Source organism: Polyangiaceae bacterium, assembly GCA_020633205.1.
GTDB lineage: Bacteria > Myxococcota_A > Polyangia > Polyangiales > Polyangiaceae > JAHBVY01.
In genome coordinates, this window is the sequence record JACKEB010000016.1 from 391404 (window position 1) to 405860 (window position 14457).

Here is a 14457-nt window from a genome sequence, read left to right on the forward strand (position 1 = left end):
CCTCAGGCTGCTGGCGCCCCTCGAGAGAAGCGTACAGCGCCGCGCTCACACAGCTCCGCGAGCAGGCACAGCGCGCGTTCGCGCGGCAATCCCGACACATCTACGGCTTCTTCGGGGGTCATCCCCGGCTCGAGCCTCGAGAGCAGATAGGCGTGCTCGACGTTCTCCGCGTGGAGCAGCGGCGCGCTGTACTCGATGCGCCCCGTCAGGCCGTAGCAAGCGCGCGTCAGCTCTGGAAGGAAGGTGGTTAGCCCCCCAAGCCAGCGCCGTAGCTCGGGCGACAGCGCGGCCTCCGGCTCACCGCCTCCCTTCAGTAGATCCTCGAGGAGATGCAGGCTCGCCAACATGCGATCCCGGTCACCGAACACCGGCGGAGGACAGGGTTCGGTGCGTGCGACGCCGCTGGGAGGCGGAGAGCTATCCCTGACCGAAGCGCGAACCATCGGCCCGGAGTAGCGCGGAACAACCGGGATCGAGACCCGGCCCGACGCCGGCAGCGAGGAGGGGGTCACGCACGGCGTGGGCAGCTCGCGCCGCACGTCCGGGGTCATCACTCGGATCCGCGCGTGACTCGAGCGCTCGTCCTCGTCGAACGCCGCTTCGCAGGCTTCGACCGTCTCACGAAGCACGGTCGCAAACTCCAGCACGCTCCCAAAGCGCCCCTTGGGGTTCTTGCTCAACGCACGCTGGATCACGTCGTTTACTTCCACGGGGATCCAAGGCGCAAACGCCGTCAGGTCTGGGGCTGGTTCGTGCACCACGCGATACAAGATCTGCATCGGGTCATCCGCGTCGAAAGGCACGTGTCCAGACAGCATCTCGAACGCCAGCACCCCGAGTGCAAACTGATCTGCCGCTGCGTCCACCCCAGAGCGCCCCTGCGCTTGCTCGGGTGACATGTAGTCGGGAGTTCCCAGCACCACCTGTTGGCGCGTGAGCGGGCGTCCCTTCACCTTGCAGATCCCGAAGTCGAGCACCTTCACTCGCTGCTCCAAGCCGTCAACCAGCATGATGTTGTCGGGCTTGAGATCTCGGTGCACCACGCCTGCGCGATGCGCGGCGTGCAGACCCTGGGCGATCTGCGTCACCAGCCGAACGACTTCATCGGCAGCGAGCGCGCCCCGACGGTGCAGGAAGTCCCCGAGGCTCTCGCCCTCCAACAACTCGAGCACCAGATACGCATCGCCGCCGACCTCGAATGAAGCGTCGAGCAAACGCACGACGCCAGGGTGGCGCACGCGCTCAAGGGCGTGTGCTTCGAGCTCGAACCGCGCGACGACCTCGGGGCTGGCGGCAAACTCACGGGCGAGGAGCTTGATGGCTACCGGAGCCTGCGAACGCAGGTCGATGCCCTCGAACAGCACGCCCATCCCCCCGCTGTTGATGCGCGACTTCACCTGGTAGCGGCCGCCAAGAATGCGGCCTACGAGGTCGTTGGAGTCTGCACGGTGAGCGGTCATCGTCTTCCCGCAAAGCAAGGCGCGGGCCACATGCCGTGGCGCTTGTGATACGGCCAGTTCGGCCACTTGAAGGGCGCTAGGTGGGTCGCGGCGGCGCCACCGCCTTGACGTCTAGCGTCACGCGCTTGCGCCACGCGGCCTGCGACTGCGGTGTCACCGGGCGAGCGGCCTACAAAGCGTTGCCCAACCCGCAAGGCGCTGAGTACGCTGCGAACGCAGCCAGCCAGCTGGCGCCCCCTCCCGCCCCTCGAGCCGAACGTTGCTTCCAGACGACCCCGCTCTTCAAAGAGCTGAGCCGCCCGCTTTCGATCCGACCAGTCCTCACCACGGCGACCAACTGCGCCCGGGGGTGTTCGCATGATCGTGCTCGTCTTGAAGCCGCAGCGACTCTCGGACGAGCTGAAACAAACGCTCGAAGGCGCTGGCTTCGAGCTCTCTACGACCAGTGGAGCTCCCGACGTCGTGCTCTTCGACCGCTCGCACGATCTCCCAGGACTTCGGGGACGCTTCCCAGAGGCTTGGCTCGTGGAGTTGGGCGACGTCGACGCGCCCGCGCTCTTGGACGCGGACGACACGTGGCTACCTCAGGATCGCGAGCTCGGTCGTCGAGTTCGCGTCGCGGTGCAACGCACCCAGCTCAAGCAGGAGGCCCAGCTCTACCGTGAGATGGTCGAGACGTCTCCCGCCGGATTTTTCCGCACGGAACATAGCCGACTCACCTTCGTCAACGAGTCCTTCTGGCGCATGCTCGAGTACGAAGACTCGAGCACGCTCCTCGGCCAAGACGTCGTAGCGCAGTACGCCGACCCAGGGGACTGGCAAGGCCTGATCGACACGCTCAAGGATCAGAGACGGGTGAAGGCCTTCGAGATCACCGCGGTGACCAGCGCAGGCAGACATCGCCGCCTTCTGTTGTCGGCCAATCGCGCCGGCGACACGGTGGTCGGGTCGCTCGTAGACGTGACCCAGGTGAAGCGAGTCGAGGCCGATCTCAGGGCGAGTGAAGAACTGATTGAGCGCCTGCTCGACGGGGTTCCGGGTGGGGTCGTGTTCGTCGGCCTGGATGGGAGCGTGGGCATGGGGAACGCAGAGGCTCAACGCATCCTGGGCCTCTCCTATGACGAGCTCACCCAGCGCTACGTAACCGACTTCAGCACTGTCACGCTCCGCGAAGACGGCAGCCCACTCCCCGCTGAAGAGTACCCGGTCAGTCAGGCGTTGCTGACCGGACGAGAACAGCCTCCGATGGTGATTGGAGTTCGCACACCCGACGGTGAACTCAGCTGGGCGGTGTTCAAGGCGGTCCCCGTCCGCGATCCAGAAACCGGCGAGCACACCGGAGCGTTGGTGACCATCCTGGACATTACCGCAAGGAAACGTGCGGAGGAGAACGTCCAGCGCAGCGAAAATCGCTACCGCGAGCTGGTCGAGCGCTCCCCTGACCCGATCTCGATCGTGGTTAAGGGCAAGATTGCTTTCGCCAATCGCACCGCGCTTGGGCTCGTTCGAGCGAACGCTGCGAGCGACGTGATCGGTCGTTCGGTCTTCGACTTCTTCGACCCGGCGCGGCGCGAGGCTCTGAACCATCGCAGCCTGGAAATCCTGGATGGAGCGAGCCTGGCGCCGTTCGAAGAGCGGCTACTTCGCCTCGATGGAACTGACGGTTGGGTGGAGCTGTCAGCTACGGCGGTCACGTTCGAAGGTGAACGAGCCTTGTTCGTCTCGTCTCGAGACATCACGGCGCGCCGAGATGCCGAGAACCGTCTGCGTCGGTACGAGGCGCAGATGCAGCACACACAGAAGCTCGAGTCTCTGGGCATTCTCGCGGGAGGCATCGCGCACGACTTCAACAACCTCCTGGTAGCGATCGTGGGCAACGCCGACCTCGCGCGGCTGCGCCTGGGGAACACCTCTCCCGCGCTGGAGTGCCTCGATCGCATCCAGGCGGCGGCCCAGCGCGCAACCGATCTCACGAACCAGATGTTGGCCTACTCGGGCAAGAGCCGCTTCGTCGTCACGGAGGTCGACCTAAGCCAGCTGGTGGCAGAGATGAGCGAGCTTCTCGGCAGCGTGATCTCCAAGCGAGCGACCCTACACCGCGATCTCGCGGAGGGACTGCCAGCGGTCGAGGCCGACCCCACTCAGCTGGGACAGGTCGTGATGAACCTCATCACGAATGCGTCTGATGCACTGGAGGGTAGCGAGGGCGACGTCTTCGTGTCGACGCGACTCGTGGACGTGGACCGCGGATTCCTGCAGCAGACCTATCTCGACGAAGGCCTGCCGGAGGGGCGATACGTCTGCCTCGAAGTTCGCGACACTGGCTGCGGGATGGACGAAACGACCCGCTCGAAAATCTTCGATCCATTCTTCACGACCAAGGCGACGGGGCGCGGCTTGGGCCTCGCGGCAACGCTCGGCATCGTCCGTGGGCACCGCGGCGCGATGCGCATCGACACCGAGATCGGCTCAGGCACCCTGTTTCGCATCTATTTTCCCTGCAGCAATGCACCCTCGAGTCGCGCGCCAAGCTACGCCACGAGCATCCCGCCCAAGGCCATGGCCGGCGCGGGGATCTTGGTAGTCGACGATGAAGCACCGTTGCTCGAGGTGCTGCGCGAACAGCTGGCCGGCATGGGATTCCGCGTGCTGACCGCTGAAAGCCAGCAGCAAACCTTGGAGCTTCTCGCTAGAACGGAGTCGATGGTCGATGTAGCCCTGGTCGACGTAAGTCTGGCGAGTGGAGGCGAAGGCCGGCTCTTGCGGCAACTGATCGACATCGCTCCGCGCCTACCCATCGTGCTGACCAGTGGCTACACCGAACACGAGATGCGCGAGCGCGTCGGGGGCCCGTTGGACCAAGTCGTGGGTTACCTGCAAAAGCCGTACACCCACGCGACCCTCAAGCGCGCCTTGGGTCGAGCGCTGCGCTGAGGCCCGCTGCTTCTCCAGATGCGGCGCGCCAGCACGTGATGGGAAACTGGTTGAGCCAGCTTCCCATCAAGCACCGTACATGGCCTCGCCGTAGCAACACTGAGCGGTCGACCCGCGCGGCCCGGATTCGGCCGGGGCGACTCGGTTACACGCCCTGACGGGTCGCTGAAGAATCTTAGCGAGAGCGTTTCTAATTCGTTCAGCCTGATTTAGGGTGCCCCGCGCATGGCTAACCCTCAACTGTTTCACCGCCTGTTGATCGCAAACCGGGGAGAGGTCGCCGTTCGCATCGCTCGCGCCTGCGACGCTTTGGGCATTGAGCCAGTCTTCGCTTACTCGGAAGCGGATCGACACGCGGCGTACCTCGAGGGGCGCCGCGGCGTGTGTCTTGGGCCGGGGCGCGCTTCGGATAGCTATCTCGATGCCGCTCGGGTCGTTCAAGCCGCCAAGCAGACCGATTGCTCGGCGCTACACCCAGGCTGGGGTTTCCTCTCGGAAAATTCAGCCTTTGCGAGCCTATGCGAGGCGCACGGCGTCAGCTTCGTCGGGCCTCCCGCTCACGTGATGCACCTGATGGGAACCAAGTCGCCCGCCAAGCGCGCGATGAGGCAGGCTGGCCTGACGCTGATCCCGGGAAGTGATGGCCCACTGCGCTCCGCGGAGCACGCAAAGAGCGTCGCAGAAGAGGTCGGCCTACCCGTGCTGATCAAGGCTGAGAGTGGCGGTGGTGGTCGCGGTATGAAGATCGTCCGCCAGCTCGCCGAGATGGAGGAGGCGTTTCACGCCGCTCAGCGCGAGGGTCAGGCGTTCTTCGGGGACCCGCGTGTCTACCTGGAGAAGCTGGTCGAGGGTGGGCGCCATATCGAGATCCAGGTGATCGCAGATCGCTACGGCAACGTCTGCCACTTGGGTGAACGCGACTGCACGATCCAGCGCAACCACCAGAAGTTGATCGAAGAGTCACCCTCCCCGGTGTTGGACGACGCAGAGCGCGAGCGCACCCTGCAAAGCGCGGTGAAGGCAGTTCGGGACATCGGCTATGTCGGCGCCGGAACTTTGGAGTTCCTGCTAGACACCCAGAGCGCTGCCCCGGGACAACCCGCGGTCCTGCGCTTCATGGAGATGAACACCCGCCTGCAGGTGGAGCACTGCGTGAGCGAGATGCGCAGTGGAATCGACTTGGTAAGGGAGCAACTGCTGGTCGCCGCCGGGCACCCGCTAAGCTTCGAGCAGGCGGATATCAAGCTCAGCGGACATGCGATCGAGTGCCGTATCAACGCTGAGGACCCGAGCCTTGGCTTTCGTCCGTCCCCGGGCACCATCAGCAAATGGAAGCTCCCGGACCTTCGTGACGGCAGTATCCGCGTGGATACTCACGTCCTCGAGGGTTATACAATTCCACCTCACTACGACAGCCTCATCTGCAAGGTCATTGCCCACGCGGACGACCGCGAGGCGGCGACCCGAACGATGCTCGAAGCATTGGGGGAGCTGGAGTGTGAAGGCGTGAAGACCACCATCCCAATGCACCAAGCCGTACTCGCTTCGGCGGAGTTTGCAGAGAACCGCTACGACACGTCCAGCATCCCCGGAGGGAGCTACCTCGCGCGCGCCTAGCGCTGCGCAGCTCTTTCCCTTGAGTGCCGCTCGAAGCGCGAGCCCGCACACGCCCTGCAACGGTGTTCGTCCGCGTCGACGAAAACGGAGTCGAACAGACACATGGCCCACATCCCCTTGAGTCCCATCGGTAAGCCACGCGCAGCCGCGTTGGACGACCAAAGCTACAATCAAAACCTCGAACGGGCTGTGCAGCTCGAGGAGCGCCTCATGGCTCGACGCGCGGAGGTCCACGCCGGCTGGGGCGAGAAATACAAAGAACGCGTTCACGCGAAGGGCAAGCTCACCGCTCGAGAGCGCATCGAGCTCTTGAAGGATCCGGACTCACGCATCTTCGAGGTTGGCACCTTCGTAAACTTCGAAGACGAGTTCCCCGGCGGCCTGAAGTCTCCAGGCGCTGGTGTCGTCACGGCCTTTACGCTGGTGAGTGGGCGCTGGTGTATGGTGATCGCCAACGACAACACGGTGGCTTCCGGTTCCTGGTGGCCGCGCACGCCGGAGAAGATCCAGCGCGCGCAGACCATGGCGCTACGCCTGCGCATCCCCACGCTCTACCTCGTCGACTGCAGCGGCCTGTTCCTCCCGGAACAGTCCAAGAGCTTTCCAGGCGCGCACGGCGCGGGCCACATCTTCAAGATGAATAGCCTGCTGTCCGCCCACGGCGTCCCGCAAATCGCCGGAGTGTTCGGCGACTGCATCGCCGGTGGCGGGTACATGCCCATCATCAGTGATCGCGTGTACATGACCGAGCAGGCGTATATGGTGATCGCCGGCGCAGCGCTGATCAAAGGCGCTAAGAGCCAGAAGATGACGAGCCTAAGCATCGGTGGCCCGGAGGTGCACGTACATCAAAGCGGATGCGCCGACGTTCGGGTCCCCAACGACGACGTGCTGATCGATTGCATGCGTCGGGAGGTCGAACGGCTACCGACCAGCGCAGCGGAGTTCTACCGTCACGGCTCAGGGGCGATGCCGCCTCGCGAGCCAGCGAGCGAGCTGCTCGGTCTGCTTCCAACCGACCACCGCGTCGCGTACGACGCGAACCAGGTGCTTGCCCGGTTGTGTGATCAGAGCCTGTTCTGGGAAGTGCTGCCAGAGGTTGGCGAAGAGATGATTTGCGGCGTCGGACGCGTCGGCGGGCTCTACGCTGGATTCGTCATCAATCGCCAAGGTTTAGTGGGAGATCCAGAACACCCCGGCAAGCAGAGGCCCTCTGCGATTTTATACCGTGCCGGGATCGCGAAGATCTCCGCATTCTCCCGCGCGTGCAACGCAGACGGCATCCCGCTGATTTGGCTGCAAGACATCTCCGGCTTCGACATCGGGCTCGAAGCGGAACGTCAGGGGCTCCTGGCCTACGGTTCGAGCCTCATCTACACGAACTCGACGAACGATGTGCCGATGTTCACCGTGTTGCTGCGTAAGGCATCGGGCGCCGGCTACTACGCCATGAGCGGCCTGCCGTACGACCCGGTCGTGCAGCTATCCACGCCGATCTCCAGGCTGAGCGTGATGGAGGGGCGCACGCTGGCCATCGCCGCGTACAATACCAAGCTCGACGACGACTTCGAGATCATCACCAAGGACGCCGAGGAGCGGGCGAACATCGAAGCCGGCATGAAGCAAGTAGAGCAGCGTATCGAGGGCGATATGGACCCATACGTTGCCGCACGGCAAATGGACACCGATGAGATCGTGTCCCTTGGCGAGTTGCGCGCGTACCTTGAGATGCTCGTCGAAGCTAGCTACCAGAACACAGGTAGTCGACGCATCAAGAACCCGCGTATCTGGTCGCTGCATGACCTCGCCGTGTTGGTTCAGGAGGTGCGGTAATGAGCAGCCGGCTACACGCTGAACACCTGCAGGTCGGTAGCTCTGCGCTGGAAGCTGGGCGTGTCCGACTCACGTCACCCGGAGTGGGCCTGGTACGTGGTCTGCCGCGCCCAGGCGCTCTCGTTACCGCGGGGCAACGCATCGGGGAACTGGTCGTGCTCGGCAAGCTCGTGATCCTGGAGGCGCCCCAGGGAGTCCACGGCATCGTCAGCGGCGAGCGTCGGCGGACCTATGCAGCGAAGCTCCCGGTCGGTTTTGGCGACGCACTACTGGAACTCGAGCCGGTCACCCAAGGCGATCTGCAGAACACGGAGGCGGCCGCTGGGGCGAGCCTCGGCCTAGTGTTCCGGGCACCTACCTCGGGCCGGTTTTACACTCGACCGGGACCCGACCAAGACGTGTTCGTCGCCGGGGGACAGGAGATCCAGACCGGGCACAACGTCTGCCTGCTCGAAGTCATGAAGACGTTCAACCGTATCGCCTACGGCGGGGACGGGCTGCCCGCCAAGGCGCGGGTCGTGCGGATACTCCCTGCCGACGGCGATGACGTGGAGCAAGGCGATCCGCTGTTGGAACTCGAGGCAGTCGAGTGACGGTTCACCTCGGTAGCTAGGCGAGTATGCTCTCTGCATGACGAGAGCAACGGCCAGCGAACGGAGTCGTCATCAGGTGCGCGACCGAGAGGTTCGCATCCCGCTCGCAGAGGGGCACACCATGCGTGGCTACCTCGCCGAGCCTCACGAGCTCGAGCAGACGCCAGGCGTCTTGGTGCTGCACGAGATCTTCGGGCTCAACGACGACATTCGACGGATCACCCGCCGATTTGCGGAACATGGCCTAGTCGCACTCGCACCCGATCTGTACGACGGCCCGGGAGTTCGATCGCTGTGTGTGCTGCGGACGGTGCTCGGCTCTACCACCGGTCGCGGCGCCGTCTTCGATCACCTCACGGCGGCTCAAGCGGCTCTCAAGGACGTGCCCCGCTGCGACTGCGAGCGCATCGCCGTGGCCGGCTTCTGCCTTGGAGGCGGCTTCGCGATCTTGCACGCGCTCAAGAGCTCGAACGTGCGCGCAGCAGCGCCGTTTTACGGGATGGTCCCCAAGCGGGCTCGAGACTTGTCTGGGATCTGCCCGGTGGTTGGCTCGTTTGGCGAACGCGATGCGATCTTCGCGCCTCAAGGCAGGCGTCTGCGTCGGCACCTGGAGTCACTGGGCGTCGCGCACGACATCAAGCTCTACCCCGATGCGGGTCACAGCTTCATGAGTCATCACGAACCGGGACTCACCACCAGCGCCGGCAAGCACGGTCCGATGAAGGTCGCCTACAACGAGGCAGCCGCAGAGGATGCCTGGAGCCGTATGCTCGACTTCTTCGCCACCCACTTTGCCTCTCCCCCGAGATGACGCGAACGCGCAAGGCCGGGCCGCAGCAAACCCAAGCAGCGGCGTCTACCAGCGTCGCAGAGGGCCGGCTCTTGGTGGCAACCCTAGGTCACGTCGATCATGGCAAGACCAGCCTGCTACGAGCGCTAACGGGTACCGACACGGATCGACTGCCAGACGAGAAGCGACGCGGCATCTCGATTGAGCTCGGATACGCGGAACTCCCGGACCACCCGCTCAGCTTCATCGACGTCCCGGGCCATAAAAAGTTGGTTCACACCATGATCGCCGGACTCGGCGGCGTCGACGTGGGTCTCTTGGTTGTCGCCGCGGACGATGGCGTCATGCCCCAGACTCGCGAGCACCTACAGATATGTCGGCTTACGGGCATGGAGCGTCTGGTCGTGGCGCTCAGCAAAGCAGACTTGGTCGACGACGAGATGCGCTCACTAGCGGCGCTGGACGTCCAGGCGACCCTGAAAGAACTCGGCTTCGAGGACGCGCCAATTATCCCCACGGATACTCAAAGCGGAAAGGGGCTGAGCGAGCTTGCCGACGCGTTAACCGCCGTGCGCAGCCGGCGAGATGCTTCCGAACCGAAGCTGCCCACTTGGCTCGCCATCGACCGGGTGTTCAGCGTAAAGGGTGCTGGCACGGTGGTGACGGGCACGCTAACGCGCGGCCAAATGGAGCTGGACCGGCCGCTCACGCTGCTCGGCTCGGGTGGCTCACGGCAGGTACGCTGTAGGAGCCTCGAGGTGCACGGGCGGGATGTCAGTCGAGCGACGGCACCCTGTCGAGTCGCCTTGAACCTCGCGCTCAGTCGCGGTCAGGAAGTGGAGCGCGGCGACGCACTCACGGATGGGCTGTTCGGTGCCGAGAGCAAACGCATCGACGTAACCCTTAGAGTCTTGGAGGAGGCACTTCCCGAACTCGAGGATGGCGCGAGCGTCCTATGTCACATCGGCACCAGCTACCGCCAGGGACGGCTGACCTGGTTCGAGCAACCGTCACCAGAAGCGACGGGATACATCCGAGGCGTTGCGCACCTGGCGTTTGCCTCTCCGATGCCTGTTCAGCCCGGCGTACCGTTGGTATTGCGTGGGTTCCGCACGGCAAAGTCTCGAGGCAGCGTCCTCGCGGGTGGCGTAGTCTTGGATGTGCACGCCGCAGCTCTGCCGCGGCGAAAGTCGCGCATCCGCGGCGGTAACACCTCGCTCTGGCACCACCGGAAGAGCGCCCTCGAGGCGCTGCGAGACCAAAAACTTGGAGATGCCTGCGAGCACTGGCTGCTCTACGGCGCCCCTCGATCCGCTGCTCTGGAGTCGCTGGCATCCCGCTCGGGTTGCTCCGTCGACCGCCTCTCGAGGGCGATCCAAAAGCACCCTCGGTTGCTGATCCTGGCGGAAGCGGTTACCACCAAGCACTCGCTCGAGGTACTCTCGCAATCAATCGTCGATGAGGTCCGCGCACATCACGCCACGGCGCCCCATGAACTCGGGATGCCACGGGAAGCTGCGTTGGCCCGCCTGTCACGCCTTGCAGGCCGGGCCGTCGCCGAACGCGTGCTGCGTCAAGCGTGCGATGACAGCCAGCTCTCAGAAGTCGCTCAACGCCTCGCCACCCCGGAATTTCTACGGACCGGTAGCGCCTCGCTCACACGCAATCGAGAACAGGTCGGGAAGCTGCTCGGCGAGCGGGGCCTCCAGGGCGCGTCGGAGCGCGAACTGTGGACTGAGCTCTCGATGGCGCCTCAAGCGCTGAAGAGCGTGCTGTCGGAGCTGGCTCGCCAGGGACTGGCCGTATCACTGTCCGAGCTCTGGTTCCCCGCAGACGCGCTCGAGGCGCTCAAGGCGAGCGTGCTGGCGCGCTTCGAGGGGCATCCGACGCTTTCCGTTGGGGACTTGAAGGACCTGGCGGGAGTCAGCCGAAAGCAAGCCGTGCCCCTCATGGAGTACCTCGACCGAGCCAGGGTCACCCGACGTGTTGGCAATGATCGGGTTCCCTACGGCACTTAGCCCAAGTTAGCGGCTCAAGGCAGAGACATCAGCGATAGTGCGGCATCCACAATCTCTTGCTCCTGAACCAACACGAGATTTGCGGCATCTCCCAGCGGGATGAAGGAGTCCGCGGACGCCACGCGCCGCCACTTGATGGGATATCCGGCGTCGAGCAGCACGGCTGCCACCGCCTCTGAAATCCCGCCACTCTGCCGACACTCATCGACCATCAGCACGCGGCCCGTAGCACGTGCATTGTCCAGGATGTCAGCCTCGGGAAGCGGCGCCAACCATCGCAGATCGACCACGCGAGCCGCGACGCCTCGCTCTTGCAGGAGGTGCGCGGCCCGCAGGGACATGAAGAGGCCGTTGCCGTAGGTGATGATGGTCAAGTCCGCTGCGCCCGCCTGATAGACCCGTGCGCGCGAGAAGTTGGAGCCGACGTCGCCGCCGCGCGCGGCGGCATCGGCGGCATGCGCGAGCCACTGACCGTCACCCTCTTCGTGTAGATCGCGGGTGTGGTAGAGCGCGATGGGCTCGACCACACAGACTACACGGCCGGCAGACTTGGCCAGATGCAGCGCCTGACGATAGATCTCGAGCGCGTCGTCGGCGCGCGCGGGGACCGCGAGGGCGATCCCTGGAATGTCGCGCAAGACGGCCACTGAGTTGTCGTTGTGAAAATGACCGCCGAAGCCCTTCTGGTAGGCGAGCCCGGCGATTCTGACAACCATCGGATTCGTGTACGCCCCGTCCGAGAAGAAGCTCATGGTTGCCGCTTCCCCACGGATTTGATCTTCAGCGTTATGCAGGTAGGCCAGATACTGGATCTCGGGGATCGGCAGCATGCCCAAGAGTCCGGCCCCCAACGCCATCCCGAGGATCGTCTGCTCGTCGAGCAACGTATTGAACACTCGAGCGGGGCCAGCTTGGCCGAGCAACCCCTTGGTCAGGCCGTACACACCGCCCTTCTTTGCGACGTCTTCACCAAAGACCAGCGCCTCAGGGTATGCCTGCAAGGCTTCACGCAGCGCGAGGTTGATGCCTTGCGCCAGCGTAAGAGGCTCTTCATTCGCCAGCGCTGGAGGCGGCAGCGGCGGCTGACTGAGTGGCGCGGGCCGCGGGGTGAGCGCGTGGATCACCTCGGACCGGCTCTGTAGGCGCGGTGCAGCAGCGGCCTGCTCGCAGGCTGCTCCGACTTCCTCGCGGATTCGTTCGTCGAGCGTGAGCAGGCGCTCCGCGGACACGCCGCATGCTAGAAGCTGCCATGCGGCATGCAGCACCGGGTCAGCGCCCTCGGCTGCAGCGAGCTCGGCCGGCGCACGGTAAACGGTATCGACGTCGCTGCCAGCGTGACCCAAAAGGCGCACGGTGCGCAGATGGAGCACCTGAGGCCTCCGCGTGCGCCTGCACTCCTCGATCGCGTCGCGCGCCGTGCGGTAGCACTGATTCAGGTCGGTTCCGTCGGCGGAATGATACGCGATGTGCGGGAGGCTCCGCAGACGCTCCTCCACCCAGCCGGTCGGGGTGCGCACGCTGATCCCAAGCCCATTGTCTTCGCACACGACCAACAATGGGAGCTTTAGCTTCTGGTGGACCACCCAGCCCGCGGCGTTCAACGCCCCGATCGCCGTCGAGTGGTTCAAGCTCGCGTCGCCAAAGCTCGCCATCACGATCGAGTCGGGGTCTAATTCGTGAGGAAGCTCCAAGCGCATCACGCGCTCGAGGGCGATCGCCAGTCCGACGGCCCTCGGCATGTGGGAAGCGATCGTGCTGGTGGACGGGATGATACCGAGGTCCTTGCCGCCGAAGACCTTGTGTCGACCACCGCTGGTCGGTTCCGTCCGTGCCGCCACCAGCGACAGAGCGATATCTTGCACCGGGTGCCTACCCGGGACCTGCCTGGCCCGCTCGACCTGCAGCGCCGCGGAGCGGTAATGGACGATCGTGGGGTCCTTGGGCGATGTTAGCCGCCCGAGCACCACGTTGGACTCGTGGCCAGTGCTGCAAATCGTGTAGTGCCCGACGCCGCGCTTCCTCAGCTCGTGAGCGGCCACATCCAAATGCCGCGCGCGCAACATGGACTCCACCAGCTCTACGCCAAGCTCGGTCCCGTGCGACCAGGCGTTGCAGTCATCTGGGACCGAAGTCAGTTGCTCACGAAATCGGCTCGTTAGCCGCTTCACTCGCTCCAAGCTCATGGCCCGCAACCATAGTCCTGTTTGCTCGCTGATCCACGCCTATCCCGAGGCGCAACGCAGGGCTTCAGCGCCTCCCCGGCTACGGCGCTGGAACCGACAGGCCGAACATGCTTGTTCCGAGCCGGAGCCCACGAGATCCTGCGTCAATGAGCTTGGGGGTAGACGATCCCACGTTGGTGGAAGGCCCCCACGCCACGCCGTCCGAAACCAGCTCTGACTCTGGCACCACACCACTGGTCGCGGGCGACTCACGCTCGGGGAACTCCAGCGGCAGCGCCGAACTCTGGTTGACCACGCCGGGCATCCTCGCCACCGAAGGCGCGACTCGCGGCCGAGCCCTGGCCAACCTCGCATCGTTGGTCGCCGCTGCGGCGCTCGCAGCTATCTGGATTCCTGGCGCCAGGCTGCACGGCGCTAACGCGGAGCTGCGCCAATGGCTCGCTACCGGCGTCCTGGCCATCGTGGTCGCCGCGAGCATCGGCATTGCCGTGTGGTACCGTGAAGAGCAACGCTACAGCCCGAAGATAGAGCTTGCACACGGCTTGCTCTGCGTGTTCGCTATCCTCACGATGTGCGTTCACCTCGGGGTATTCAGCCCCGCGGTGATGACGCTATGCCTTGGGATCTACTATTTCGGACTGAGCGACTGGGAGCTGGCGGGCGGGCTGGTGTTTGGCACCAGCGCCCTCGGCTGGTTCGTTCTGTGCGCGCTCGCCGCGTTCGGAGTGCTCGACGTCAGAAACTCGGTGCTCGCCATGCGCCCCTCTGACACGGTCACGTTGTTGAGCTTTGGTGTGGTCTGCGAGGTGATTCTCGGAACGACGTTTTGGCTCGCGCGCCAGAGCCGCAGAGCGACGCGACGCGCGTTTAGTCGGCTCGAGCGCGCAGCGCAACAGATACAGAAACGCGATGCTCTACTGGACGAAGCTCAAGCCGATCTCGATCGCGCGATGCGCGTCAAACCTGGCGCCTACACGGGTACGCGGGTGGAACGCTACGAAGTGGGTGAAGTGATCGGGCGCGGCGCCA

At 64.6% G+C, this 14457-nt stretch carries 9 protein-coding genes; 7 read left to right on the top strand and 2 right to left on the bottom strand.

Features of this window, described 5'->3' with window-relative positions; all coding sequences use genetic code 11:
* Nucleotides 1-2: 2 nt before the first annotated feature.
* Nucleotides 3-1460: a serine/threonine protein kinase gene (locus H6718_26330; GenBank protein ID MCB9588957.1), complete on the bottom strand. Its 1458-nt coding sequence runs from the start codon at nt 1458-1460 to the stop codon at nt 3-5.
* A gap of 357 nt (nt 1461-1817) precedes the next feature.
* Between H6718_26330 and H6718_26335 the strand changes: the two genes are divergently transcribed.
* The 6 genes from H6718_26335 to selB all read left to right on the top strand — a co-directional run bounded on the left by H6718_26335 (nt 1818) and on the right by selB (nt 11245).
* A complete protein-coding gene (locus H6718_26335) occupies nt 1818-4394 on the top strand; it encodes a PAS domain S-box protein (protein MCB9588958.1) in 2577 nt (858 codons plus the stop codon).
* Between the two features lie 225 nt (nt 4395-4619).
* On the top strand, nt 4620-6011 hold the full coding sequence (locus H6718_26340) for an ATP-grasp domain-containing protein (protein MCB9588959.1): 1392 nt from the start codon (nt 4620-4622) through the stop codon (nt 6009-6011).
* 102 nt (nt 6012-6113) lie between these two features.
* A complete protein-coding gene (locus H6718_26345) occupies nt 6114-7844 on the top strand; it encodes a propionyl-CoA carboxylase (protein MCB9588960.1) in 1731 nt (576 codons plus the stop codon).
* A complete protein-coding gene (locus tag H6718_26350; GenBank protein MCB9588961.1) occupies nt 7844-8437 on the top strand; it encodes a hypothetical protein in 594 nt (197 codons plus the stop codon). Before H6718_26345 ends, H6718_26350 begins: the two co-directional genes overlap by 1 nt.
* A gap of 37 nt (nt 8438-8474) precedes the next feature.
* A complete protein-coding gene (locus tag H6718_26355; GenBank protein MCB9588962.1) occupies nt 8475-9248 on the top strand; it encodes a dienelactone hydrolase family protein in 774 nt (257 codons plus the stop codon).
* Nucleotides 9245-11245, top strand: coding sequence for a selenocysteine-specific translation elongation factor (gene selB, locus H6718_26360; GenBank protein MCB9588963.1), 2001 nt, complete (start codon nt 9245-9247; stop codon nt 11243-11245). The genes H6718_26355 and selB overlap by 4 nt, the downstream gene beginning before the upstream one ends.
* 14 nt (nt 11246-11259) lie before the next feature.
* Here selB and H6718_26365 read toward each other — a convergent pair whose 3' ends face one another.
* Nucleotides 11260-13428, bottom strand: coding sequence for an MFS transporter (locus H6718_26365; protein ID MCB9588964.1), 2169 nt, complete (start codon nt 13426-13428; stop codon nt 11260-11262).
* 146 nt (nt 13429-13574) lie between these two features.
* On the opposite strand from H6718_26365, the gene H6718_26370 reads away from it, so the two are divergent.
* On the top strand, nt 13575-14457 hold an 883-nt coding region (locus tag H6718_26370; protein ID MCB9588965.1), incomplete at its 3' end, for a hypothetical protein.